At 44.6% G+C, this 25,907-nt stretch carries 29 protein-coding genes; 2 read left to right on the top strand and 27 right to left on the bottom strand.

What is annotated here, in order from left to right; translation table 11 throughout:
* Positions 1 to 47: 47 nt before the first annotated feature.
* The 13 genes from H171_RS01125 to ahpC all read right to left on the bottom strand — a co-directional run bounded on the left by H171_RS01125 (position 48) and on the right by ahpC (position 9,614).
* Positions 48 to 854, bottom strand: coding sequence for a SpoIIIAH-like family protein (locus H171_RS01125; protein WP_186802610.1), 807 nt, complete (start codon positions 852 to 854; stop codon positions 48 to 50).
* A 15-nt stretch (positions 855 to 869) separates the two neighbouring features.
* Entirely contained in the window at positions 870 to 1,496 is a 627-nt protein-coding gene (locus H171_RS01120) for a stage III sporulation protein AG (RefSeq protein WP_025234601.1), read from the bottom strand.
* Entirely contained in the window at positions 1,444 to 2,127 is a 684-nt protein-coding gene (locus H171_RS01115) for a stage III sporulation protein AF (protein ID WP_242976826.1), read from the bottom strand. Before H171_RS01115 ends, H171_RS01120 begins: the two co-directional genes overlap by 53 nt.
* 5 nt (positions 2,128 to 2,132) lie before the next feature.
* Positions 2,133 to 3,314, bottom strand: coding sequence for a stage III sporulation protein AE (locus tag H171_RS01110; protein WP_100303507.1), 1,182 nt, complete (start codon positions 3,312 to 3,314; stop codon positions 2,133 to 2,135).
* Between the two features lie 17 nt (positions 3,315 to 3,331).
* Positions 3,332 to 3,718: a stage III sporulation protein AD gene (gene spoIIIAD / locus H171_RS01105; RefSeq protein ID WP_038277071.1), complete on the bottom strand. Its 387-nt coding sequence runs from the start codon at positions 3,716 to 3,718 to the stop codon at positions 3,332 to 3,334.
* A gap of 8 nt (positions 3,719 to 3,726) precedes the next feature.
* Positions 3,727 to 3,921: a stage III sporulation protein AC gene (gene spoIIIAC / locus H171_RS01100; RefSeq protein ID WP_013273849.1), complete on the bottom strand. Its 195-nt coding sequence runs from the start codon at positions 3,919 to 3,921 to the stop codon at positions 3,727 to 3,729.
* Between the two features lie 10 nt (positions 3,922 to 3,931).
* Positions 3,932 to 4,462, bottom strand: coding sequence for a stage III sporulation protein AB (locus H171_RS01095; RefSeq protein WP_100303506.1), 531 nt, complete (start codon positions 4,460 to 4,462; stop codon positions 3,932 to 3,934).
* Positions 4,455 to 5,462 carry a stage III sporulation protein AA gene (spoIIIAA, locus tag H171_RS01090; RefSeq protein WP_100307369.1) on the bottom strand — a complete coding sequence of 336 codons (1,008 nt, stop codon included), beginning with the start codon at positions 5,460 to 5,462 and terminating at the stop codon, positions 4,455 to 4,457. Before spoIIIAA ends, H171_RS01095 begins: the two co-directional genes overlap by 8 nt.
* Positions 5,463 to 5,628: 166 nt before the next feature.
* Positions 5,629 to 6,174: a C40 family peptidase gene (locus H171_RS01085; protein WP_100303505.1), complete on the bottom strand. Its 546-nt coding sequence runs from the start codon at positions 6,172 to 6,174 to the stop codon at positions 5,629 to 5,631.
* Between the two features lie 26 nt (positions 6,175 to 6,200).
* Positions 6,201 to 6,740, bottom strand: a complete 540-nt coding sequence (locus tag H171_RS01080) for a DUF3877 family protein (protein ID WP_157803088.1) — start codon at positions 6,738 to 6,740, stop codon at positions 6,201 to 6,203.
* Positions 6,741 to 6,928: 188 nt separating this feature from the next.
* Positions 6,929 to 7,312, bottom strand: coding sequence for a YmaF family protein (locus H171_RS01075; protein WP_100303503.1), 384 nt, complete (start codon positions 7,310 to 7,312; stop codon positions 6,929 to 6,931).
* 196 nt (positions 7,313 to 7,508) lie between these two features.
* The gene (gene ahpF, locus H171_RS01070; RefSeq protein WP_100303502.1) at positions 7,509 to 9,038 is read right to left on the bottom strand and encodes an alkyl hydroperoxide reductase subunit F; all 1,530 of its coding nucleotides are present in this window, start codon (positions 9,036 to 9,038) and stop codon (positions 7,509 to 7,511) included.
* 12 nt (positions 9,039 to 9,050) lie between these two features.
* A complete protein-coding gene (gene ahpC, locus H171_RS01065; protein WP_100303501.1) occupies positions 9,051 to 9,614 on the bottom strand; it encodes an alkyl hydroperoxide reductase subunit C in 564 nt (187 codons plus the stop codon).
* Positions 9,615 to 10,045: 431 nt separating this feature from the next.
* Here ahpC and H171_RS01060 point away from each other — a divergent pair, with 431 nt between their 5' ends.
* Together H171_RS01060 and H171_RS01055 are read left to right on the top strand one after the other, a co-directional pair.
* Complete coding sequence (locus H171_RS01060) at positions 10,046 to 10,624, top strand: ArsR/SmtB family transcription factor (RefSeq protein ID WP_100303500.1); 579 nt, start codon at positions 10,046 to 10,048, stop codon at positions 10,622 to 10,624.
* Positions 10,617 to 11,864: an MFS transporter gene (locus H171_RS01055; protein ID WP_157803087.1), complete on the top strand. Its 1,248-nt coding sequence runs from the start codon at positions 10,617 to 10,619 to the stop codon at positions 11,862 to 11,864. The genes H171_RS01060 and H171_RS01055 overlap by 8 nt, the downstream gene beginning before the upstream one ends.
* Before the next feature lie 10 nt (positions 11,865 to 11,874).
* Here the strand turns inward: H171_RS01055 and H171_RS01050 are convergent, their stop codons facing one another.
* From H171_RS01050 to H171_RS00985, 14 genes are all read right to left on the bottom strand, one after another.
* Positions 11,875 to 12,474: a DUF1062 domain-containing protein gene (locus tag H171_RS01050; RefSeq protein ID WP_100303498.1), complete on the bottom strand. Its 600-nt coding sequence runs from the start codon at positions 12,472 to 12,474 to the stop codon at positions 11,875 to 11,877.
* A gap of 127 nt (positions 12,475 to 12,601) precedes the next feature.
* Positions 12,602 to 12,886, bottom strand: coding sequence for a CD3324 family protein (locus H171_RS01045; protein ID WP_100303497.1), 285 nt, complete (start codon positions 12,884 to 12,886; stop codon positions 12,602 to 12,604).
* Between the two features lie 227 nt (positions 12,887 to 13,113).
* Entirely contained in the window at positions 13,114 to 13,773 is a 660-nt protein-coding gene (locus H171_RS01040) for a pentapeptide repeat-containing protein (protein WP_100303496.1), read from the bottom strand.
* Positions 13,774 to 14,092: 319 nt separating this feature from the next.
* Positions 14,093 to 15,019 carry a DMT family transporter gene (locus H171_RS01035; RefSeq protein WP_100303495.1) on the bottom strand — a complete coding sequence of 309 codons (927 nt, stop codon included), beginning with the start codon at positions 15,017 to 15,019 and terminating at the stop codon, positions 14,093 to 14,095.
* Positions 15,020 to 15,033: 14 nt separating this feature from the next.
* Positions 15,034 to 15,594 (bottom strand): helix-turn-helix domain-containing protein, encoded by a 561-nt coding sequence (locus H171_RS01030; RefSeq protein WP_100303494.1) that lies wholly within the window; start codon positions 15,592 to 15,594, stop codon positions 15,034 to 15,036.
* Between the two features lie 340 nt (positions 15,595 to 15,934).
* Positions 15,935 to 17,077, bottom strand: a complete 1,143-nt coding sequence (locus H171_RS01025) for an iron-containing alcohol dehydrogenase (protein ID WP_100303493.1) — start codon at positions 17,075 to 17,077, stop codon at positions 15,935 to 15,937.
* 17 nt (positions 17,078 to 17,094) lie between these two features.
* Positions 17,095 to 17,982: a dihydrodipicolinate synthase family protein gene (locus tag H171_RS01020; protein ID WP_100303492.1), complete on the bottom strand. Its 888-nt coding sequence runs from the start codon at positions 17,980 to 17,982 to the stop codon at positions 17,095 to 17,097.
* A gap of 8 nt (positions 17,983 to 17,990) precedes the next feature.
* The gene (locus H171_RS01015) at positions 17,991 to 19,250 is read right to left on the bottom strand and encodes a GntP family permease (protein WP_100303491.1); all 1,260 of its coding nucleotides are present in this window, start codon (positions 19,248 to 19,250) and stop codon (positions 17,991 to 17,993) included.
* A gap of 29 nt (positions 19,251 to 19,279) precedes the next feature.
* Entirely contained in the window at positions 19,280 to 20,953 is a 1,674-nt protein-coding gene (gene ilvD / locus H171_RS01010) for a dihydroxy-acid dehydratase (RefSeq protein ID WP_100303490.1), read from the bottom strand.
* 184 nt (positions 20,954 to 21,137) lie between these two features.
* Positions 21,138 to 21,890, bottom strand: a complete 753-nt coding sequence (locus tag H171_RS01005; RefSeq protein ID WP_100303489.1) for an IclR family transcriptional regulator — start codon at positions 21,888 to 21,890, stop codon at positions 21,138 to 21,140.
* A 72-nt stretch (positions 21,891 to 21,962) separates the two neighbouring features.
* Positions 21,963 to 22,442, bottom strand: coding sequence for a 23S rRNA (pseudouridine(1915)-N(3))-methyltransferase RlmH (gene rlmH / locus H171_RS01000; protein WP_100303488.1), 480 nt, complete (start codon positions 22,440 to 22,442; stop codon positions 21,963 to 21,965).
* An 11-nt stretch (positions 22,443 to 22,453) separates the two neighbouring features.
* Positions 22,454 to 23,482 (bottom strand): alpha/beta hydrolase, encoded by a 1,029-nt coding sequence (locus tag H171_RS00995; RefSeq protein WP_100303487.1) that lies wholly within the window; start codon positions 23,480 to 23,482, stop codon positions 22,454 to 22,456.
* Between the two features lie 29 nt (positions 23,483 to 23,511).
* A complete protein-coding gene (locus H171_RS00990) occupies positions 23,512 to 25,368 on the bottom strand; it encodes a DUF6320 domain-containing protein (RefSeq protein WP_100303486.1) in 1,857 nt (618 codons plus the stop codon).
* 12 nt (positions 25,369 to 25,380) lie between these two features.
* Complete coding sequence (locus H171_RS00985; protein ID WP_100307368.1) at positions 25,381 to 25,887, bottom strand: GNAT family N-acetyltransferase; 507 nt, start codon at positions 25,885 to 25,887, stop codon at positions 25,381 to 25,383.
* Between the last annotated feature and the right edge of the window lie 20 nt (positions 25,888 to 25,907).

The raw sequence follows: 25,907 nt of genomic DNA, 5'->3' as shown, positions 1-25,907 counted from the left end.
GTTCTGGAATCATTATAGCAAAACTGTCCGCAGTTTGCAAAGGCTTTTTACTCTTCCAATTTCATAAGAGTGATTACGATGCTTTCCGCTCCCACTTCCGTTTTTCTCTTTACGATGTCCTCAATTTGAGCCCGCTGAGGATCTGTAATGCTGGGGGCATTGATAACAACATCCACTTTTCCGCTGGAAATGCTGACCACCGGATCCGCAAATCCTTTGGCAAGCAGCAGAGTTTCCGCTGCATTCTCTCTTTCAGCAATAGCCGTCATATCAATCATTTCCTGAATGGCCTGCTGTTTTGCTGCTTCTTCAATGTTTGGATTGTTGATCAGGTTCATTAAGGTTTCCTTATTCTTTGCCCTTACCTGCTCCCGATTTAACTGTACGCTGGATATGTATTCTGATACGTTCATTCCGCTGGTAAGCACTGCTTCTCCAGGGTTGTCAAGGCCGGTTTTAGCCGCCTGTGTCTCATTTGCCACCTGTGTCTCATTTGCCGCTAAGTCTACTGATCCTTCGCTTTGCAAAGCCGCATCGGTTTCTCCTGCCGCCAGTTTATCAATATCCTCTGCATCCTGGTCAAGGCTTGCAATTTCCTGATTTGTATCACTACCGGTAAGGGACTGGTTTTCCGCTAAAATATCTTCTTCAGAAATATCAGTCATTCCAGCTTCATAGACGTCTGTCCCGGAAGCGGCCTCCTGCTTTCCTGCATAGTTTAAATATCCAGCAGCAGCTATCATAACGGCTAAGGTGGTGATAATAATCTGGTTTCTTCGGAACAGTTTCTTCATATCCATTTTCTTTGGGGTTCTAGGGACTTTGGGCTCATTGCTTGTTTTCCAACTTCTCATACATGACACTCCTTTTTATTCCACCCTCTTTAATACTTTAATTTTATGTGGGGGCAGGTTAAATAATGCTTCCATGGCACCGGAAATTTCAGCTTTTACCGTAGGACTGCCACCGCCCTGGGCACTGATGATGATTCCTTCTATTTCCGGACGTATCTCTTTCTCCACAATGGGAGCTGTATTTTCTCCTGAACCGGTCAAAATCGTGTTTTCCTTGCGATCTGCGCTGGTGATCTTTCTGGTTCCCCCGGAGCTGTCCTTTTCCTCAGTAGATGAATCCGAACTGTCCTTATCGACTCGGAGTACCTTCTCCTCTGAGGATTTCAGTACGATCATTACCTCTACCTGACCGACCCCATCCACGGTTTTTAAGATTCTCTTCACCCTCGCCTCCAGTTGTTCCTCATAGGTCCGGTCTGCTCCTGCCGCAACAGCCGCTTCCCCATCTGCTGGCTCTGTCACAATCCCTTTTTGAAGTGCCGTCTGGTTTTTGCTTTCTGCTGTCTTCTCTACCCTGGCAGCCATACCCGAACCGGAGGGAAATGTAAGGATCAGGATAATCATTCCAACCGCCAGCAGGATCAGCCATTTATCCTTTCCCATCTTCCATTTGAATTTCAATATCCTGTTCCTCCAAATCATAATATTCCGCAATCCGCCTTCTAAGACCAGAAAGCCGTGAATTTTCTTCCTGCTTCTGTTTTCTCACATCCTCCAGTCCCTTATCATCAGTCTTTTCCGGTTCAGAGCCGGCTATTTTCACATCTTCCACTTCCTGTACCTTTTTTACCGGCAGATTTCCATTACCGGAAACGGCAATATCTGTTCCCTCTTTTCCAGTTCCTCCCGGTGCCAGAACCAAGGTCACCCGCACAACATGGCCAAAGTTACTGCTTGCCTGATCCTGGTTAATCTCCGCCCTGGATTCCCTGCAGGTAAAGCCGTCGGTCTCAGCCATAGATTTTAAATCCGTTCCAACCGCCTCTTCATACCTGGTGATCATGCTTTCCAGCCTTTTCCCTTCCATTTCTGAAAGCTTTCCTGTCAGCTCCCCAGCTTCCTTTTTAAGGCTTATTGACTCAAAATAGTAAGCCAGCGTATCATCAAGCCTTAAGCCCCCTGTAATTGGCTTTAATACCAGAAGGATCAGTACCATGCCGGCAAATAATTTTATGTATTTTTCATATTTTTTATTTGGCAGGAGGTTTCCCACCACAGTTATAAAAATCAGGTAATAGGTTATATTGCGTATCCAGCTAAACAATTCTTCCATGCCACTCACCCGGTATAATAGGTCACATTGGTAGAAGCGCATACAAGCGCTATAGTAACAACAAAGAGAATCACTGCAGAAGCCGCTACAGACAGCAGCATTTTGTGGCCTTTGGCCATTTCTGAAATACAGGATACAATCCTTTTATCACAGACCGGCTGCAAAAGGGCTGCAACGCACTGGTATAAAATCATCAGCACTGCCAGTTTAATCAGAGGAATGACGGAAAGGATAAGAAGTATGATAATACCGGCTGCACCAATGGTGTTTTTTATAAGTACCCCGGAGCCTAAAACCATTTGGGCAACCGAGTTGACACCCTGGCCGATTCCCGGAATGGCTCCGATCAGCTTCTGAATGGCTCCCGTTTTCATGGAATCCACATAGGGCAGAACCATGGACTGTATGAGATGAAACCCAAGCACAACTCCTACCAGGGTCTTTAAGCTCCAGGAAACCACCTGTTCCAACAGTTCCGTAAGCTTTGAAAGCATTTCTTCCTTTGCAATGTGGCCTGCCATGACCAAAAGAGCATAGACTCTTATGAGTGCTAAAAGTACCTGCCCCAAAAGCCACTGGGAGGCAACGATGACAAACAGTGTGAATTCATAGGAAGCCGCCGCCGATGCACTGCTTCCCGCGAATGCCGCTGCCAGGAAATAGGCAGGCATCAATACCTTGGTAAAATCCAGAATCTGCCCCACCACATTTCCCGTAATGGTCACGCTTGTAAAAAAGCTGGCGGCCAGATACGTAAACAAAAGCAAATAGGTGACAAAGAACCCGGTTTCTGAAATCTGGCTTCCGGTAAATACGCTGGAAAAGTTGGAAAAAACTGCTCCAATGATTCCAAGCACCATGATTTGTCCCATCATATGCCCGCTGTTTCTTACCTCCCCCACCAGCAGATCTTTTAACGCTTTTCCGACTTGTCCCATGACATCGTTTAATTTTCCATCCATCAGATCCTTCATAAGTTTTTTAAAGGAAAGATTCATGCCCTGGTTCTCCTTCGAACGGTCCAGGAAATTCTGGATATCCGTTAGATCATATTGATCCAGGTCTAAATCTTCCGCCGGAACAGATGCTTCCTTACCTGATGATGCTTCCGCTCCCAGGCTGTCCTTGCAGAAAAACAGCAGCATTAAGCTAATAAGGCACAGTAGGAAAAAGGCGGTTCTTTTCATAGTCCTGATCCCTCCCGTCATGATAAAAATACCTGCAGTGTTTCGATCAGCGCAAGGAGAATGGGCATGCTGACCGCCAGTACGGACAGCTTTCCAAATATTTCGATCTGAGTCCCTACGGCTCCATATCCGGCATCCTTGCATATCCCTGCGGCAAATTCTGCGATATAGGTAATTCCTATCATCTTTACCAATGTGGTTAAATAGATGCTGTTAATCTTTATATAGGTCTGGATTTCCTTCATCGTATCCAGAATGGTGGTGAGCTTTCCCATACCGTAAAAGAAGATAAAAAAGCCCGCCGCCATGACCAGATAGGTCCCATATTCCCCCTTCATCCCCTTTAACGAAACCGCTAAAAGCACTGCAACGATTCCTGTTATGGCTATGGTCACTACGGTCATACGCTCACCTACAATGCAAATAGATTTTTAATGGATTCAAACAACTGATAAATATAAGGCACCAGCCAGAACAGTACCAGGATCAGCCCCGCAAGGCTTGTTAAGAATGCCTGTTCTTCCCGTCCGCTGTGCTTTAAAACCTGGCAGATGACGGAAACCAGGATTCCAACTGCTGCAATTTTAAAAATCAAATTGACTCCCATGCGATCCTCCTTAATACATTACGATTGTTAGGAATAAACCGCCCATGATACCCAGGCTGGTATAAAGGCGGCTTTTTTCCTGCTTATGTTTTCTCAGATAACCGATTGTTAAGTCCAGCTGTTCCAGATATAAAAGGATATTCCGCTCCTGCATGTCCATGTCTAAGTAGCCCAGATGCTCCCCCAGACCTTTTAAATTCTGTTTGTCCTCTTTGGACAAGCAGACCTCTTTGGGAAGCTTGTCAATCTCCTCCTGCCAAATGGTATAAAAGGTTTCTCCCTGCTGTCCGGAAAGTCTTTCCGACACGCTCTCAAACAAAACACCGATCTCCCCCCCTGCCTTTCTACCGGTCCGTTCAAAGGCCTCAGTCAGCGGAGAATTGGCATAAACTATCTCGCCTTTCAATAAAAAAATCATTTTTCTAAGCTTTTCTACAGTTCTTAAATGTTCGTTCCATTGGGCCGCCATAAAAAATCCAAGGCCCGAGCATGATATAATGACCAGAAGAGCTCCTATTATCCGCAGCCATGTATTATCCATAAGCTATGCACTCCTGCCTGTCCCACCGTATTCCCATCTGATGTACCTGCGCCTTGTAGAGCTGCGTTCCCCTGGAGTCATAGATCTGGTCGATGTTTCCGATCCTTCCTAAGTTGTTTAAGACCACATATCTCTCAAAGATCCGCTCCTCCACCAGCTTTCTAAGAATCGGCTTCTGCTTTAAATCATCTATAGAGTTTCCGTGAACCGTGGCAATCAGCTTGCAGCCGCAGTTCATTACGTATTCCATTGCTTCCAGATCCTCCCGGCTCCCGATCTCGTCCACGGCGATCACTCTGGGGGACATGGTCCGTATCAGCATCATCATTCCTCTTGCCTTAGGACAGCAGTCCAAAATATCGGTACGGATTCCAAGTTCATTCTGAGGGATCCCCTGATAACAGGCCCCAATCTCAGAACGCTCATCAACCACGCCTACGGTAAGGCCTGCATGCTCCTCAGAACCGTTAGAAACCTGACGGATCAAATCTCTCAGCAAAGTGGTCTTCCCGCATCTTGGAGGTGAAATGATCAGAGTGTGATAGATTTCTCTCCCTTCCTCATAAAGATAGGGCAAAACCTCAGAGGCACAGCCCCTCACCTGATGGGACAGCCGGACGTTGACAAAGGATATGTATTTCATGGCCTTAATTCCGGATTCATCTAAAATGGTCTTTCCTGCGATTCCGATCCGGTGTCCTCCCTGAATGGTAATGAACCCCTGCTTCATCTCTTCTTCAAATGCATAAAGAGAATAGTTACTCATGTACTCCATGGTTTCCTTAAGCTCATTTTTCGAGACAATATAGGCGTCCTTTCCTTCCTTATTCAGGGAACCCCTGGGAGTCACATAATACTCCTCATTCCGGTATACCATTAAAAGAGGAGCTCCTACCCGGAGCCTGATTTCCTGAACCTCGTCAAAGTCAATTGTCACCCGGTTTAAAATTTCTCTTATGCTCCTGGAAAATATATTGATAAGCTCGTCTTTCCTCTCCACCTTCATCCCTCCTCTTACCTCAATATATGTGTGGCGGGACAAATTATGACTGAAAAACTTTTGACTTAATGAAAGGCATTCCGGCAAACTGCTGCATTAAAAAAAGCTTATTCCCGATGATTCTGACGAAGCATCTGAATAAGCTTAAATATGATCTTATTATTATTTAATTCCCTAATACTCTTCTGACTGAAACAATTGGCATAAAATCCACAGCGGATATTTTAATCCCATCCTTTGGGCCGCTTGCGTGGATCAGCTGATTCTGCCCTATGTAAATACCGGTATGTCCTATGTAATATACGATATCGCCCGGCCGGGCATTCTCGATTCCGCCTACATCAAATCCCGCTTCTCCCTGGGCTTCAGAGGTCCTTGGGAGGCTTATGCCAAATTGATTATAAACGCTTAGCACAAATCCGGAACAGTCGGCACCTGACGTAAGGCTTGTCCCACCATATACATAGGGGTTTCCTAGAAACTGTTTTGCAAAAACCACAACCTGTTCTCCAGTACCTGTGTAAATTTCCGGTGCTGTCTGGGAAAATTCTTTCCCCCCGCTGATTCCAGGGCCAGTCTGCTGCTCAAAGGGCGGCGGAGCTACGATGGGAATTACCATATTGGCGGCCATATCTGCTTTGGCAGTAAAACTATTAGCGGCCATAAATACCAGGCCTGTAAACAGGGTTGTGATCCAACTTTTTCTCTGCATTGTTCTCTTCTCCTGATAGGATATCGTTATATGCCCATATCCGCTGCATCTTCGGATAAGAATCTGTGGTATGTGGCGTGATTTCCATGAAATTTAATATAATACCGGTAATGATCCATTGAGGAATCCTCAATAAATATAATATAATCGAAATCTTCTTCCTGAGATTTTACGCAGATAACCTTGCCGTCGGCGTATTTATGAAAGACTCTCAAGATATCCTCTAAGGTCGTATTGGGTTTTTCTACGGTTTCAATGAATTCTTTTAAGAAGCCATTGTCCTTTTTATGGTAATATACGTATTCGATTCCTTCCTGGGGAATCTCAAAGCAAAAACGTTCCTGGCTTTTTGTGATCCTGATGTTTCCCAGACGCGCCTTCACATATTCCTTAAAGCCTTCCATAGCTGCTCTTATTTCCTGAGGAGAGCCTTCGTGGATTTTTAAGATGTTCACCAGAGCACGTTCGGGGTAATAGAAGCGAATAGGTTCTTTTTCATATCCTAATTTTATCTGTACTTCTTTTATTGAATTAATGAGCATCTGCTCCAGTGCACGATATTGCATATTTATCACTCCAGTCATTTTCCAGCCGTATCCATTTAAATTATACTGTTACAGATGGGACATGTCAAGGTTTTGGGCTATAGTAAAGCTGCTGTTTCCTGCCGGTCAACCGGCACATAATTGAACCATCTAAGATTGCATGGTATTTTTTTAGGCGGGTCCGGTAAACCGGATACCCGCCATTAATATTAACAACGTGATTTTAAATCTTCTTCACCGATAGGGTCTTCAATCAAGGTGGCCACCCTAAAATCATGAAAATGACCATCGCTCACTTCTGTTACGGATTCCAGAAAATGAACATGTCTGTCCCCAACAGGAATTGCAAGCGATGTTTTGCCACGAAATTCATGAAAATGATTTTCATAAAAATCTGTTCTAAATTTCACTTCATGAAAGTGGTTCATACCAGCAGGGATTGCTTCACCAGAAACCGTAGCAAAACGGTGATTATGGGGATCTTCTTCGCGTTCTGCTATCTGGACGCTGCCTAGAACTTCATGAACATGTGACTGCCGCCTATCTTGGCAATCACAACATTCCTTATACCAATTTTGGTTATTGTTACCCATATTGATTTACTCCTATACTCCAATATTCGGAAAATTTTGTTTTCCATTATTATTATATGAATATAAAACAATAGGGTGTTGTGCAGTCCTTACCTTGATCACGTTCACGTTCTCATCCGCATTCACGTTGATAGCAAAGTGATACCCATGAAACACGCATAAACAAAGGGTTTCATGGGTACCACTTTACATAAAATCAATTTCTTATTAAATAATCAAAAGCGCTCAAAGCTGCACTGGCTCCGGATCCCATTGAGATCACAATCTGTTTATAAACGCTGTCCGTGCAGTCTCCTGCTGCAAAAACTCCTGGCAAACTGGTTGCATTGCGGTTATCAACAACAATCTCACCAATGCGGTTGCGCTCAATCGTATCACCCAACCAGTCTGTATTGGCTATAAGTCCTATCTGAACAAATACTCCCTGCAAATCCATATGATGGACTGCTCCGGATTCACGTTCCATATAAGTGATGCCGTTTACCTTATCCGTGCCGGTAATTTCTTTTGTTTGTACGTTCTTTAAGACTGTTACATTAGACAGGCTGTAAAGGCGTTTCTGTAGTATGGCATCCGCTTTCAGCTCAGGCATAAATTCAAACACCGTTACATGGCTGGCAATTCCTGCAAGGTCAATTGCGGCTTCAATGCCGGAATTACCGCCTCCAATGACTGCCACCTGCTTTCCTTTATAAAGAGGTCCGTCACAATGGGGGCAATAAGCAACTCCCTTGTTCTTAAATTCCTCTTCTCCCGGTATCCCGACATTTCTCCAGCGGGCTCCTGTTGAAAGGATTACTGCCTTGCTTTTTAAGACGGCGCCGTTTTCCAGCTCCACCTCAATGAGTTCTTTTCTTTCCAGGCGCCTGGCACGCTGTGCACTCATAATATCTACATCATTACTACTAACATGCTGCTCCAGGATTTCTGCTAATCTGGGACCTTCGGTGTATCCGACGCTGATCAGATTCTCAATTCCCAACGTCTCTCTGACCTGACCGCCGAAGCGTTCTGCGACAATCCCCGTGCGTATGCCTTTGCGCGCCGCATATATGGCTGCGCTTGCTCCCGCGGGACCGCCTCCGATTACAAGGATATCATACGGCTCTTTTTTCTCAAACTCTGACATATCAGGCCCGCTGCCTAATTTTCCAAGAATCTCTTCCAGGGTCATGCGCCCGCTGCCAAAAACCTCACCATTTAATAAAACCGTAGGCACAGCCATAATATTTTTGCTCTCCGCCTCTTCTTTAAAGGCGGCACCGTCAATCATCGTATGGGTAATGCCAGGATTTAAAATGCTCATTAAGTTAAAGGCCTGCACCACCTCCGGGCAATTATGGCAGCTTAAACTGATGTAGGTTTCAAAATGATATTCGCCTTTGATACCCTTCACCTGTTCAATTAGTTTACCGTCAACCTTGGGGGCTCTTCCGCTTACCTGCAAAAGAGCCAGTACAAGAGAAGTAAATTCATGGCCCAAAGGGATGCCTGCAAAAGTTATCCCAAAGTCTTCTTCCATTCGGTTAATGGTAAAGCTGGGAGTTCTGGGCAGTTTTACCTGTTCTGTCTTAATTCTTGGTGACAGTGCAGTCAGCTCTTCCATCAGAGCCATCATGTCGTTTGATATACTGTCAGATCCTGTACTGATTTTGATCAGCACATCGTTTTCCAGAAGCTGGAGATACTCAGCCAGTTGTTTCTTTATATCAGCATCCAGCATCATAATCTTTACTCCTTAAATTTTTCCTACCAGGTCAAGGCTTGGTTTCAGTGTGGCTCCGCCCTCTTTCCATTTTGCCGGGCAAACTTCACCAGGATTCTTTCTAACGTACTGGGCAGCCTTGATCTTATCAATAAGAATGTTTGCATCACGGCCAATGTTTCCGGCATTGATCTCTACTGACTGAATGATGCCGTCCGGGTCAACGATAAATGTACCACGGTCCGCAAGTCCATCTGCTTCAATCAGTACATCAAAATTGCGGGTAATTGTATGGGAGGGGTCTCCAATCATAACATAGGTCAACTTACGTATGGCCTCGGAATTGTCATGCCAAGCTTTGTGGGTATAATGGGTATCCGTAGATACGGAATAAACTTCCGCTCCCAGACTCTTAAATGTCTCATAATTGTTCTGCAAATCTTCAAGTTCCGTCGGGCAAACAAAAGTGAAATCTGCAGGATAAAAGCAGATGATGCTCCACTTACCCTTAAAATCTTCTTCTGTGACCTCTACAAATTTTCCGTTGTGATAAGCCTGCGCTTTGAATGGTTTTACTTCTGTTCCGATTAATGACATAATGAATTACCTCCTATGATTTTTATATTTTGATTTAATGTTAACTTATCAGGATTTTCCGCTGTTTCTATGGGCGGAAACTTTACTTTTTTCCGTGAAGGCCATGCCCCCGCGAAAACAGCTGTATGGCTGCGTGTTGATTCTGACATATGGAAAGTGAAATAATAATAGCTGCTTTCCCTTATTGATAAATAATATCAGTAATAATTATTATTATTAACTATGTTTATAATATAAGATTATTCCCTGATTGTCAAGAGGCTTTTCCAAAAATATCTATTCTTTTTAATTATTTAATCAATACATAAGATATGTATTTGCGAAACTTATAAGACCTTTCTTGTTTTCTGCTTAATTACCGCTTGACGTTACACAATAAGTAATGTTACAATACATGTAACGATATCACAGGGATAAGGAGAGAAAGGAATATGGATAAAATTACGTTATCTACAAAAAAGGAACTGGAAATCTACATGAATCCTGTAAGGCAAAAGCTTCTTAGATTATTGGGACGGTCCAAAACTCCTATGACACCCAAGCAGTTGTCGGAAAGACTGGAGATATCCCCTTCCAGTGTCCAGCATCATATTAAGAAACTAAGCTCGCTGGGAGTCGTGGAACTGGATCATACAGAAATGATCAATGGTATTACTGCCAGATATTACAAACCCACCTATATTAATGTCCAGATTGGACTGGATCATCCTGATGAGAACAATATGCAGAAGGAAGTTCTTGTCCAGGAGCAGATTGCAAGTACTTATGAAGGATTTCTGGCTCAGAAAAAGAAGTATCTGGAGCGGCAGCATGATTCTGCCGAGTCTGAAAGTTCGTGGAATTTAGGGGATATCCTGACCGGTGTCATTCATCTTTCCGAGGGCGAAGGCAAAGAGCTTTTGACGATGATCACGGATTATTTAGACCGGCATGCCATTCCTTCTGCAGAAAAATCCCCCTGGGAATATGCGTTTATTCTCTACAATGCGGAGGAAAAACCTCATGAGTAATGGAAAGCAGCTGACTATTTTTCTCAATTATGTTTCTCTGGGAATCCTTCTGCCTGTGCTGAATTTAATTCTTTTAAACAGGGGGGCCGATCTAAAGACTCTGCCTCTTTTGATCGCTGCCTATTCTGCTGCGGTCCTTTGTTTTGAACTGCCCAGCGGAATTTGTGCAGATTTGTATGGACGAAAGACGGTTTTCCTAATTTCCGGTGCATGCCAGATGCTGTCTCTGATCCTGCTTCTGTTTGCGGACAACTGGATTTGGCTGTTGTTTTACATTCTTCTTAATGGAATCAGCAGGGCCTTTTCCACCGGAAGCTTGGATGCCCTCATCGTGGATCAGGCTCTTCAGGAAAAGGGAGAAGCTTGTCTTCCTGCAATCGCTGCCCGCCTTGGAATTCTGGAAGAAGCCGGACTTGCGGCCGGCTGTGTCCTTGGCGGCTTTCTTTCCTGTATAGGAGATTCTTTTACCGGAAATATATTGACCCGCGGCGTATTTACAGCAGTTACCTTCATGCTCTGTCTGTTTTGCATCCGGGAGGATAAAATCTGCGGCCGCCGGGGAGATCGGATTCCCCTCACAAGGCATATAAAGAGAGGCGTAAAAACAGTCCTGTCGAAACAGGACTTTCCATTGATTCTGGCAGGCATGCTGTTTACCGGCTTTTTCCTTATCTCTATTGAAACCTACTGGCAGCCGGCTTATCTTAAGATTTCAAACCATACGGAAGGAACCTGGGTTTTGGGTATTCTGTCCTTTGCCGGTTTCTTACTGGCAGCGACGGGAAATTCCTTCTGTCAAAGGCTGCTGAAAAAATTTCCCGGCCGCCAATGGCGGATTTACAGCATCAGCCGGTTTTTCCTTGGCTGCGCCCTGCTTGTTCTGGCACTTCATAAAAATGTTTGGCTCTTTATCCTGGGATATGGCAGTATTTATCTCCTTCTCGGAACCGGAAGTGTAGCTGAAAACACCCTGATCAACCAATATACTCCAGGGTATTTCAGGGCAAGTGTTCTTTCTTTAGGTTCCTTTCTTCTGCAGGCAGGCTCCATGTGTGCGTCCCTTTTCTGCAGTCTGTTTGTAGACCGGATTGCCATATCTGGGTTATGGCTGACTGCAGGAGCATTATTGATCGGATATACCATTTTTATGACTTTATTTCTTCTTATAAAAAGGACCGGGGCAGATGAGAAAAAGCTGGAAAAGCAGGAATTTATATCATATGATACTGAATCATCTTAAACGATTCCTCCTACTGCGAACGGCAGGCTTCCTTTTTTATCTGCAGAAGCATCCCGTCTTTGATTTTCCCTTTGGGAGACAATACCTGTCCGCAGCTTAGAATCAGCCCGTCCTCACACCATTTCTTTATCCTGCTTCTGGATACGGACAACTGCTGCATTAAAAAAATATCTGCCCTCAAATCAAATCCAGGCGGAATCCTTATCTCGGTCTCCATGGCATGATCCTCCCCGCAGGGTAATGCAGTATCAACGGTTGTTACATGGTATTCCGCCTTTGAGGCAGCAGCTTCTGCCTTGTTTCTGGCAAATAAATCCCTGTCATTTCCGTATTTTGCCACCAGATCAGGATCATTATTTAAAAATCCCTCATATTCTTCTTTCTCCAGGCGGCCTGCCTCTGCTCTTTCCCATATGGTCATATTCCAAGAGGTCTTACATTGTCCGCACCGGTAAATCATCCAGACATCTATGAGGCGGCCATTGGCATTGACCCTGAATTTTCCGCTGTTTATAAATTCCGTCTTTTTCCCGCATTTCGGGCATCTTCTTATGATTGCTGGAAGCTGGTCCGGCGTGACGATCCATTGTTTTCGTAAATTTCGATTCATATTCTTTCTCCATTTTTACAATTGTTTCTTTCAACAACTGTAACACGCCCTCTTTCTTTATCCCACCTCATATTTTCTTATGGAACAAAGAAAAGGCGGCGCACCATTTTCTTACGGATGCGCCGCTTTATTTCAATTTCATATTTCTCTTTTCCTGAAGTACGATCCTCTGGATGCTTTTCTCGGACAGGTAATAGCGCTCCGCCAAAAGCTTTACGCATATGCCGGAAAGGTAATCCTCATAGATGGATAAGTCCCGGAGCTTTCTTTCCTCTCTGGCACCTGTCCTCTGGCCCCAGGTTCGTTTATTTTCCTGTTTTCTGGGGATATAAACATATTCCCCATCTATATAATTCTGAATTAATTCCACCAGCTCTTCCGGTAAAATCTCATTCGCCTTCTGATAGCGCATCGCTGCCTCCCAAACATATTTTTACTGTCAGGAATAGCAAAGGCTATACAATTACTTAATTATTTTAACTGCATAACCCGTGCTACGCAGTTTTTGAGGGTTCCATCATAAAAAAGCCCGCCTCCTTAAATAAACGCTTATCTTGCAACATAATTATAACCATTTTATCATATAAGGGATCATTGTAAACCTCATGTTTTATCCAGAAACGTGTTAGAGCAGAATGGTCAGTTTTTTATGACAATGCCAAGATACTTTGCCAGTTCCGCCGCCTGGTATAGGTCCACCACAGCGCCCTTTATCTCCGTGCAGTTATCAGACATCACCAACCCCTGTATGGTGCTGTTGGTAAAATCCATTCCTTTCATCATGGTTTTAAAAAAACTTGCATTTTCCAGATTCGCCCGGTTCCATTCAAACGCCTTGCAGCGGCACTGGGTCAGGGAACCGCCCCGGACCTGGGAATCGGTAAATTGGATGTGCTCCAGTCTGGAGGAATCGAAATTGGCATAGTTGAAATTACAGTCTTTTATTACGGTATGGAGCATGGTATTCCCGCAGAATTTTGTTCCCATACCCTTTGAGGAGGTAAATTCCACCCGGTTAAAATAGCTGTCCTCAAAGTTGCAGTTGGATATGTCGCAGGCCCGGAACGCCACGTCAGTAAATTCTCCTTTTTCAAAGCTGCAATCCTGAAATATGCAGTTTTCAAATATGACGGCGGAAAAACGCATATGGGAAAGCACTTCCTCCGTTACATGAAGATTTCTTATGAGAACATCACTTACCGCTTCCTCCTGGTCTTTTTTGCGGTATAATTCATCCACATCTTCCAGAACAAAATCCATCCACTCCGGAAGGATGGGGGTAAGAAGTTTCTGGCTCATATACCCTTTCCTTTCCTATCTTTATTTATCCTGTCGGTATACCTGGCTGTTATTCCTTTTCATTCCCGACCGCCCTTTTTACTTCAGCCTCTTTATCATTTGACGGCTGAAAACAAAGTGATCTGTTCCTAATATTACCAGACTATCAAGAGACTTTCAAGTTCATACGGATCAAAACATCCCTGATACTTACATACTTGTAATAACTTAAGATAAATAAAAAAGGGCGCCCTGAAATTCTATCATCTCAAGGCCGCCGCATATGAATACAAAAACAGCCGGCAGACGCACTGCAGGCTGACAGGTAAAGACCAATTCGTTACAGGTCAATAATCTCTGATTTTTTAGAAAAGGATACAATCATGCTGTTTAAGATCATACCAAACACAATAAACGATAGGCCGATAATTCCCAGACCATCAGGCCGGGAATCCCCAAGAAGCCAAACACCTCCTAATAAGGTAAATATGACCTCACCCGACTGTGTGGATTCTATCACAGCAAGCTGCTTATGGTTCGAATTAACCAAATCGGTGGCTTTAAAAAATAACAGCGTTGCGATCACTCCGGAAAAAACCGCGACACATAAGGATTGTACGGTCTGATTTACAGAAGGGACCCCGGCATTTACCAGTCCGAACACGGATAAAATGAACCAGAAGGGGAGGCTGCATAACGTCATACCGTAAGTTCGCTGGATTGTAGAAAGCTGATCCCCGCTTGCCTCCATGATTTTTCTATTTCCCAAAGGATAGGAGGCAGCCCCTACAAGGATGGGAAGCAGCGTCATAAGGGTTATCTTAATATCCAAATCTGCAATATTATGTACCTGTAAAAGAAAAACTCCGATTAAAATAAATCCTGATATACATAGATTTTTTATCGGGATACGCTTATGGAATACTGGTGACAATAATATACCCATTACAATTGTTACCTGCCAGGATGCAGCAATCAGCCAGGACTCCCCATAATCGGCTGCATAAGACATGGGGGCGTAAAACAGACCAAATCCGACGGTACTCCAAGTAAGCCAATTGAAAAGATTCTTTCTGATCACGTTATGGACTTGCAAAAACCCGTGTTGTTTTCCCACAATCAGAGCAAGAATCGGAAAGGTAAACAGATAGCGTAGACTTGCACTCCAAATCCAGCTTCCTCCGGACAGGTGCATGCTGCGGTTCAGAACAAATGTAAATGCAAAAAAGAAAGATCCGATAATTCCAAATATAAGTGCTTTTTTCATATTTTGGGACTCCATTATGACCCTATCGGGTAAAAAATAATGTTCAGTATGCAGCACGTTTCCTTTGACGAGTTGATATAGCAATGAGGAACATCAGCCTTAAAACGGAAACACTGGGCTTCGGTCAAAACAGTCTCATCCTGATTCAGGCGCATCTCCAATTGTCCTTTCCGGACAAAGATATATTCTTCCACGCCATCCATATGTCTGGCTGATTGGTGAACGCACCCCGGCTCAAATTCGATATACAGCATCTCAAAGCTCTGAGCTGGATTATAGGGGAAAAGGGGGAAGGTCCGCATCTTTTCGTCTTCCTCATAAACCGGCTGGGTATTCAATGTGTCTATTTTGGTGTAATTACTCTTTTCCTTCTCCCAAAAATAGGTGAGCGGAACCTTATACCCTGTGGAGATTTTCCAAAGTGTTGTGATTGTAGGCATAGACTGCCCACGCTCGATCTGGCTCAGCATGGCCTTGCTGATTCCGGTTATATCCGCCGCTTGATCTAAGCTTAACTGCTTGCTGTTGCGTACTGCTTTCATTCGCTCTACAATAATTGATTTTAAGTCATTCATACTGTTCACCATCTATTATAACGTATTTTTTTCATCATAACATATAGAAGAGGCAAAGTAAATACTTAAAAATCCATGTTTTTAAATCATAAAGGGCAGGATGTAGAAAAAGCCAAATGATATCTTGCAGCAATAACCAACTGTTATGGGCATTCGGCAGAAACTTCATCTCCAGAAACGCCCAGTTTAAAATTACGGAAAGCACCACCGCCCAGCGGAGAGTCCTTTTATTGTAAAAAATGACACGGTTTGACAACCATATTTATGATTTCTGCACTAAAATGCCATGAAACTTCTTTGAAAAACAGGCATAGAAGCGCCGGAGACCGGCGCTTCCCTTTTACTGAATTTTTTTAAATAATTCCACAAGCCTTTCTTTATCAAAGAAAACAGGATTGGCACCTGCACACGCATCTTTCATGGCATTTTCGGCCAGCAACTCAAAATCCGGCTCATCCACCCCAAGTTCCTTTAAGGACTCCGGAATATTAACTTCTCTTGATAATTCCTTCATTTTTCTGATGACATCATCCACACATTGCTGATCTGATTTGCCTTTGGTATCACAGCCGGCAGCTTCGGCAATTAACCGAAAACGCTCTGGCACATGCTTTGCATTCTCTTCCTCCACAACCGGCAGGAGCATCGCATTACATACACCGTGGGGCAGATCATAAAGGCCGCCCAATTGATGAGCCATTGCATGAACATTACCGAGTCCGGCATTACTGAAAGCTATTCCATTTAAAAAGCATGCATATCCCATCTGCTCTCTTGCCTCAATATCGTTTCCATCCTTTACGGCACGTGGCAGATACTCAAAAATTTGTTTGATTGCGTACAGCGCCGTTGCATCAGTAACATCCATGGCCCCCTTGGCAACCACAGCTTCCACTGCATGTGTCAAAGCATCCATGCCGGTCGCCGCCGTTAAGGCTGCCGGTTTTTCCAGCATCAGTTCCGGATCATTTACAGTAATCTCAGCCAGGGTGTTGGAATCTACCATTATCATTTTCACATGGCGTTTCTCATCTGTAATCACATAATTAATCGTCACTTCTGCCGATGTGCCCGCGGTTGTCGTTATTGCAACAATAGGCAGAGACTTTCTGGCAGACTTGTTGATACCTTCATAATCAGTAATCTGTCCGCCGTTTGCTGCCAAAACAGCAATTGCCTTTCCACAATCCTGAGGGGATCCGCCGCCCACAGAAACAATAAAATCACAATTTTCTTTCTGTAAAAGCTCCAGACCTTTATTTACGTTATCTATAGTAGGATTGGGTTTTGCTTCCGTGTAAACCGCATATCCGATATTCACAGCATCAAGAATCGCCGTAACCTTTTCAACTGTACCGTTTTTCTTTAAAAAACCATCACTGACAACCAATGCCTTTTTACAGCCCAATTTCCGGATCGGCTCCTTCAGTTCTTTTAAGCACCCTCTCCCCATTAAGTTTACGGGTGGAATATAATAAATCATAAGTATTCTCCTTTTCTTTATCCTACGGATTCTATTAATGCCAAAGCCTCACTGACAGATTCCTTCCTCACCTGGTCAAACGGGAACATGGACTGAGAGCAAATATCCAGCCCTCTTGCCTTTAACACCGCTTTAAACAGACCGGAACAATTGGTTTCCAGCTGATAAAGACGCATCAGCTTATGGATTTTTTTCTTATATTTCATAATATCTTCCCAATTCTCCATATTTCTTGCTTTTACCCAGCCTGACCATAGTCCGGGCAGCAGATTGGAAATGGCTCCGATGGAACCTTGTCCGCCGTAGTCAATATTATCAAGAAACTGGTCATCAAATCCGGAATACATTTGAAAATCCGGAAATTCACCCTGAATCAGATCCAGAATATCTCTTGTATGAGTAAAAGAAGAAACCGATTCTTTCATTCCTACAATATTTTTATGTTTGCGCAGCAAGCGCAAAACGGTTTCCGGCTCAAATGTTGAATTTGTTCTGGCAGGAAAATTATACAGGTACACATTTCCTTCAATCCGGGATGCCAGGAAGTCATAATAATGGAAAATCTCCTCCTGGGATATGCCGTAATAGTACTGGCCGATAACAAGAACTCCATCCGCGCCATTTTGCAAAGCAAAGTTCGACAGCTTTACCGTTTCCTCGTGATTGATACAGCCTGTTCCGGGCAGCACTTTTACTGCTCCGTTAATTTCCTTCAGATAAAACTCCAGAAACCTTTTCTTTTCCTCAAAAGGAAGGATGGTAAACTCACCGGTACTGCCAAGGGGTACCACGCCATCAACGCCATTGTCTACCAGATGACGGATTAACGTACGATTGCCTTCATAATCAATTGCACCTTCCTGATTAAAAATGGTGAGGGTTGGGGTTACTATTTTTGCTTTCATTATGTCTCCTATCCTGCTATTTTAATTACACCATATACAATGGTTGATACCGTTACCATGCAGATGCCAATGAATGATTCATAAGCAATCAATTTCAGTCTCTCATTGATTTTCATATTCACACAACCGGCACTGACATGGAAAAATGAACCATGGGGAAGTCCGTCAAACACAAAGCTTCCCGCGTGGATCATGGCACCGGCTGCCAGTGCTGCAACACCGTAAGAAAGAATGGTATCACCGAAAATCTGGCTGGCTAAGGTCGTGCCTGCTGTGGAAGAAGCGGAAGCCGCACCCATGAGGGTTCCAGATATTGGCGCAAGCAGAAATCCCGGCAAACCGGCTTTTTGCAGCAATTGGACAATCACCTCTTTTAGGGTGGAATTGGCTATGATTCCGGCCAGCGTTCCGGTTCCTATGAGCAGCATTGCCACGCCGCTCATTTTTCCCAGTCCGAATTCCAGGTATGATACAAAATCTTTTAGCTTTCCCATTACGGCCATGCCCACCAGGCCGCCCACCGGAAGGGCAATCAATGGATCAATGGTAATACCTGCAACCGGCCTTAACAGCAGCAGCATAATGGTCACAAGCGGCCCAGTCAATGCACCGGCAAGTGATGGCAGCAGAACGGTATCCGCCCCGTCGCTGTCAGCCACAACATCTGTCCCTTTATAAGCCAGGCCTTTGGCAAGAAGTGTTGTAATCACGATTGCTGTCAATGCAGCAGGAATTCCTGCCGCCATCATGGAAGTGAGCGGGACATGAAAGGTTTCTGCTGCAGCAATTCCGTTGGGATTTGGACTCATTACATTGCCAGCCTTAACGCCGCCGATCATGGCCAGCAATATGCCAAGCTTCTTATATCCTGTTTTCTGGGCTATCTGAATGGCAATCGGTGATACGGTTATGATTGCAACATCACCGAAAACACCGATGGCCGTAAGCAGCCAGGTAGCCAGAGTCATTGCCAGCAGGGAATTTTTATCACCCAGTTTTTCCACAATGGAATTGGCAATCCGCGCTGCTGCCCCTGATTTAATCAAAGCTCCTGCCAGCACACCGGCAGCCACAATTCGGATAATTGCCGACACAATATCTTTTGTTCCGTTTATCATATAAGTTACCGTATTGGCCAGCCCGGCTCCGCCGATTAAGCCGCCCACAACAGCGCCCGCTATCATGGCATATGTAGGAGGGACCTTTTTTAAAATTAAAACGATGGCAACTACCAGAGCCAATATTGCTCCTAATGCTGATACACTCATACGTTTTTACCTCTTTCTCTTATGATTCATTAAATCTTTAAAATTCCGCCCTCTGAACCGGAAGCTGCAAATTTGGAGTAAAGCGCTAAATATCCCCTCTTAAACTTCGGCTCCGGCCGCTTCCAGCCTTCCATTCTCGCAGCGATCTCCTCATCACTAACCAGCAGGTTAATACTTCTGTTTTCCACATCAATCTCAATCTTATCTCCGTCTTTTACAATTGCAATTGGTCCGCCTTCTGCTGCTTCCGGGGAGATATGACCGACAAAACATCCGTTGTTGGTTCCTGAAAATCTGCCGTCAGTAATCAGTGCTGTAGTCAGCGCCAATCCTCTTCCATAGAGATACTTCATGGCTTTGAACATTTCTCTCATTCCCGGACCGCCTTTGGGGCCTTCATAACGGATTACCACAACATGCCCATCCCGTACTTTTCCTGCCAGAATCGCCTCTTCCGCTGCCTCTTCACTGTCAAAGCAGATCGCTTCACCGGTAAAATGGTAAAGACTCTTATCAAATGCTCCTGGTTTCGTCACACCGGTATCAGGAGCAAGATTTCCTCTTAAAACAGCGACACCGCCCTGGAAACCAAAGGGATCTTCCGCCGTTTTAATTACCCTTGGGTCCGCTGGATATGCATATCTGTGATTTTCAATATTTTCTCTTACTGTTTTTCCTGTGACCGTCATCTCATCTAAATCAATCAGCTCTTTTAATGCTTCCATTACCCGCGGGACTCCTCCTGCCCGGTGAAAGTCAATGCAATTATACTGGCTGGAAGGATTAATCTTGGCAACCTGCGGCGTTTTCCGGCTAAGCTCGTCAAATTCCTCCAAAACATTGATATTCAGCTCTGCTTCGTGAGCAATTGCGGTTAAATGCATTACGGCATTCGTACTTCCGCTGATTGCCATACAGACTTTGATGGCATTCCTGATTGACTCATTTGTAATAATTTTCCTTGCTGTCACCTTATTTCTGGTCAGTTCCACAATCTTAATTCCGGTTTCTTCCGCGATTCTCAAACGCTCAGCTGATGTGGCCGGAGCCATACCACCATTAGGTGGTGTCATCCCCAGGGCTTCCGACAGGCAGCACATGGTATTGGCAGTTCCAAGATAAGAACAGGAGCCACAGCTTGGACAGCTTAAATCCTCCAGCTTCTTATATTCCTCCTCCGTGATCTTATTGGCACTTAACATCCCTAATGCTTCCGCACTGGAGGTCTGGTCTGATTGGCGGCCGTCAAATACAATTCCGCCTTCCATGGGACCGCCTGGCAAGAGAATACAGGGGATGTCCAGCCGGGCTGCAGCCATCAGCATTCCCGGAACAATCTTGTCACATGATCCCAGTAAAACAATCGCATCCAGGAGCTGGGCCTGGGCAAAGGTCTCAATACTGTCGCTGATAATCTGGCGGGAGGGAAGAATAAAATGCATGCCATCATGTCCCTGGGCCATTCCGTCACAGCATGCAATGGTGCCGAATTCTACTGCGGTTCCTCCAGCACGGTTAATACCGTCTCTTACTTTCTGCGCCACCTGACGCAGATTAAAATGTCCCGGTACCCCTTCAGTCCACGAATTTGCAATACCGATAATCGGCCGTTCCAAATCATCACTGGTAAAACCCATTGATTTATAGGTTGCACGGTAGTACTGATTCTCAATTCCTCTTAGTGTTTTTTCACTTCTGAACATTCCATTTCCCCGCTTTCATTTTTTGTATATATGATATTTTATGTATATATGATAACTCCTGAACAATGAAAAATCAATAGTTATTATAAAAATGTCATTTTGACAATAATTTCCCTCTATTTTTGTATCAATTGCACAAAAAAAACACTTTGAGATTTCCTGGAAATTTCAAAATGTTTTTTATTTAAATCAAAGAATTATTTACCAATATCTTTTCAATGTTAGTCTTGCACTTGATTAATGCCTGCCGGATTATTTGTGCTTTTTCTTCTGATTTCCTGAAAATCGGAAATACGACGCTTAAACCGGCAACAATTTCTCCATTCTGACAGATCGCCGTTCCAATACAAGCGGTATGTTCGCCGCTTTCCCCTTCTTCATAGGAAAACCCACTGCTCTTTATGGCTTCTATCTGTCTGTTCAATTCCTCCATATCAGTTACGGTATTAGCCGTGAGGGCTTTCAGTCCATCAGGGTAAAACGTTTTTAATTCAGATGCTTCATACTTTGACAAAATCGCTTTTCCCAGACCCGTGGCATAAGCAGGCAGGCTGCCTCCAACTTCCGATACAACCCGGATCGACTCATTCCCTTCAACCTTTAACAGATAGAACACCTCACCTTCCCGCAAGATCCCCATCTGACAGGTTTCATTGCACTCCTTTGACAGCTTCTCCATTTCTTTTCTCACCAGTTCCAGAGTGGTACTACCCTTTGAAAAGGCCAATCCTATATAGTAGGCCTGCATACCAATCTTATAACGGTTCCCAGTGGGCGCCATCTCCAGAAAGCCTTCTTCCAGCAATGTTTTTAAAATGGGCGAGATAGTTCCTGTCAATATTCCTGTTTTTCTGGTCAATTCACTTAATGTATATCCTTCCTGACTGTTGGAAAGGGCATTTAAAATCGAGGTCACCCGATATGTTGGCATATGCATAGATCGTATACTCTCCTGTAAAATAATAAACTGATTATATCATCTTTCGTTGTATGAAACAAGGTTTCGGGGTCACTTATGGTAAGGCTCCCCGCTAATAATCCGATAACTCCGGTAAACCTGCTCCAGCAAAACAACTCTCATCAGCTGATGCGGAAACGTCATCCTGGAAAAGCTCAGCTTATAATCCGCCCGCCTTAAAACAGCATCAGAAAGCCCCAAAGACCCGCCAATCACAAAGACAATATGGCTCACTCCTCCGATCCCCAGACCGTTTATCTTCTCCGACAGTTCAACCGAGTTAAGCATTTCCCCATCAATTGCCAACGCAATCACATAAGCCCCATCCTTAATCGAAGAAAGGATTCTTTCCCCTTCCTTCTCCTTTATCTGCCTCTCAACTGCCTCACTGGCCGAGTCCGGTGTTTTTTCGTCAGCCACCTGTACGATATCCAGTTTGCAGTAGCGGCTCAATCGTTTGCTGTATTCCCCGATGGCATCTGTATAAAACTTCTCCTTTATTTTTCCCACAGTTACCAGCGTAATCTTCATTGGTGTCTCCTTTATGCGTCCAGTTCTTTCTTCATCATGGCAATGAGAAGCTTAACCATATCTCTTGCCGGCTTTGTGTGCTCTGTTTTCACCTTTCGCACCACTTTTCCATCGGGTTTGACATTGATATTAAAGATGATCCGTAAAAACGATTCCACTTCATCCCATGCCTCCCGGCTCTCGGGGATCAAATCCAGTCCCATCTGAAATACATGAAACATTCCCTCATAAACGGAAACCCGCCGCTTCACTCCTGCATGTTTTAACTTGTCAGCTACAGTCAGCGTATCACTTAAAAGCACCTCATAGCTTCCAACCTGCATGAGAACAGGAGGAAAGCCTTCATATTCCCCAAATACCGGAGAAATATAAGGAATGCCAGGGTCCTCTCCCCCGATATATTCCGAATTGTAAAGCATATTATCCGTAGAATTTCCAAACAGCGGATCAATCTCGTAATTAGACACACGGCTTTCCCCGCTGTTGGTTAGATCTGTCCAGGCAGACATGGTGATAAACCCTCCGGGAAGGGCAATTCCATGATCTTTCAAATACAGCCCTAAGGCCAGGCTTAATCCGCCACCGGCAGAATCCCCGGCAACCGCAATATGCTCTGGCCGGTACCCTTTTTCTTCAATAAGCCACTGATAAGCAGCCACTGCATCCTCCAAAGCAGCCGGATATGGATGTTCCGGGGCCACCCGGTAGTCAAGGGTCAAAACGTCCCCTCCGTAGCTTAGCTTGGAATACCGGACCGCAAATCTCCGGTAAATGTTCTTCATAGGCCCGATGTATCCGCCGCCGTGAAGCTGTAAGATCACCCGGTCCGTCACCACTCCCACAGGGCGGAGATATTCCATTTTCAAATGTTCCAGCTCTACGATTTCATATTCATAACCCGCCGGACGGACCCATGCAGGTTCCACTGGATTTTTCCTCAGTTCTCCTGTCCGGATGGGCTGTTTTAACGAAGTTTCCATTACATTCTGCATCATGTCCCTCACAAGATTTCCTCTTACGCTCACTTTTCTTCGGCTCATCAACAATCCCCTCCTTTTCCGGCATCTTTTTACACATGAAACCGCCTTTTCAGTTCCGTTTTTACACTTCGGTCCCCAAGCACAATCGTAACGGCAAGAATGATCACTGTCACTGTCACAGTAAACAGGGCCAGAAACGGTCTGGTAAGAAGACCAGTCGCCCATAAAATCAAAGGAATAAAACTGAACACTGTAACAGCAATCTGATACATGAAATAGCTCTGCCAGTTCATCCGGTTCACCAGAATCAAAAAAACAATGGAAAGATCCGCAAATAAAATGGTGCTTGGAATTCCGTAATTCACTGACCAGCCATTATAACCCGTAGAATGGTCCAGGGCCACTAAAAGTATCTGCGCGGCCACCGTCTGCAAAAGGATCTTAGATGCAAGATTCGCATGGCGCAAAACGGAATATTCAACGGTAAGAGCGGTATATGCCATAAGTCCGATGGCAATGATGGACCACAAAGAGCCGGAATAAGTGGCATAATTGATCATCCCTAAAACAGCCCCTACAAAAAACAGCAATCCATAAAAGACAGTGGCCAGCTTCTTAAGACGTTTCCGGTCATACCGGATCTGGGGATACATTCCAAGATCATCCCTGTGATCCGGAACACCGTTGCTCTCAAGGCTCACCGGAATCCTCATTTCTCTAAGAAAACCGAAAAAACGATCCTGAAGCCTGGTGTCCTGAAATACGGAAGTAAAGGTCACAATGACCTCTTCTCCATAGGAACAGACCGCACATTTCATAGGCTGCCTCTTGGAAACTCCGATCATTATGGAAAACCGTTCGATTTCCTTCCTGTAATCCTCTTCAATATCAATCGGACCTATATTGGAAAGAGTCATGGTGTAGGCTTTTTCATTTTTCCGGAAAACCAGGTTTAATGCACACCATTTTACAACAAGAGGTGCGGCCCGCAGGTACCACTTCTTTTCATTGGAAACATTGTAGGAGATGATTTGCTCCATCTTTTCCTTTGTGATCTTTGAATCCATCTGGCTGCTTACCGCTTCCAGTACCTCTGTAAAGGTATGCTCCTCACTGGTGGATAAAAAATCAATAAGCGTCACCGCAAAAAAATTAGCATTTGTCTCCGAGCCGAAAAAGGTCCGCAGGTTAATGGGGATACTGATACCGATGGACTCCTCACAAGGCTTTCCGTCAAGATATTCCTGATAGATCGACCAGATCAAAGCCGCCGTCAAAAATCTGGTGATGCTGACCCCATAGCTTTTAGCGACCGTCTTAAGCATCTTTAAGTCCACGTAACCGTGAAGAACATTTTCCTCATCGAGAGGAAGGGCTTCTCCTGCCAGATGATAGGCTCTTCTTGAGCTGTATTTGCGTTTTTCGGTTTTTTTATAATGGCGGACGTAACTATCCTCCACATTCATGGATACATCCGATGATATCTTCTGAGAGGCCCGATGGCCGGTCCTGGAATTTTTCTTAAGATCCAGATACCGGTAAACAAGGGCCTTTAAAAAATTTACCGCTCCCAGTCCGTCTGTAACCGCATGGAATACCTCCAGATTGATCCGCCTGTCAAAATATGTGACTCGGAACAAATAAAGCTGATTGCTGTGAGGATCAATGTATTTGCAGGGATAAGTCGTTTCCCGTTCAATGACCGGCATCCTCTTATTGTTCTCAAAATAATACCAGAAAAATCCCCTTCGCAGCCTCACCGAAAATCCCTCAAACTGAGGAAGGATCTCTTCCAGTGCACGCTGCAGGGTACCCGGATCCACCTCATCCTTTAGAACCGCGGAAATCCGGAATACATTGCTTAAATTTTCACTGGCTATGACCGGAAATATCTTTGCCGTATTGTCAAGCCGTCTCCACCGCTCTCCCTGGGGGCTTCTCTTCATACTGACGGTGCCTCACTTCCCTGTATCCATAAAATCGAGCCGCATGTCATACCAGACGGCTCCTCCGTGTACGGATCCGGACACTCCCATGTTCCGGTAACCGAATTTTTCGTAATAATGAATCAGCCTGTCCTTGCAGGTGAGTATCATTCCTTTCCTGCCTCTTTTTCCTGCTTCTTCAATAAAACGTTTCATAAGCGCAGCGGCAACTCCCCGGCCCCGCCATTCTTTTATCACATCAAGTCCAAACACGCTTTGGTAAGCACCGTCTGGGTTATGAAAATCTGCTTTCTCAAACATTTCGTCACAAATCGTATTCCCTTCTGTAACGCAGCCATTAATAAAACCAATGATCGTCCCGTCGGATAGCTCCGCCACAAGGAAGCTTTCAGGAAAAAGAGCAATCCTCTGCAAAATGGCTTCCCTCCCCGCTGCCTCTTCCGGCGGAAAACAGAGGGCTTCCACTTCTACCACACGGTCCAAATCCTCTTTTCTTACTTTTCTAATGCTGTAATCCATCCTATCGTTTCCCCATTTCC

The organism is [Clostridium] celerecrescens 18A (assembly GCF_002797975.1).
In the GTDB taxonomy this organism is placed as follows: Bacteria; Bacillota; Clostridia; order Lachnospirales; family Lachnospiraceae; genus Lacrimispora; species Lacrimispora celerecrescens.
The sequence above is the reverse complement of the archived record's forward strand: the minus strand, read 5'-3'. Positions and strand labels throughout refer to the sequence as shown.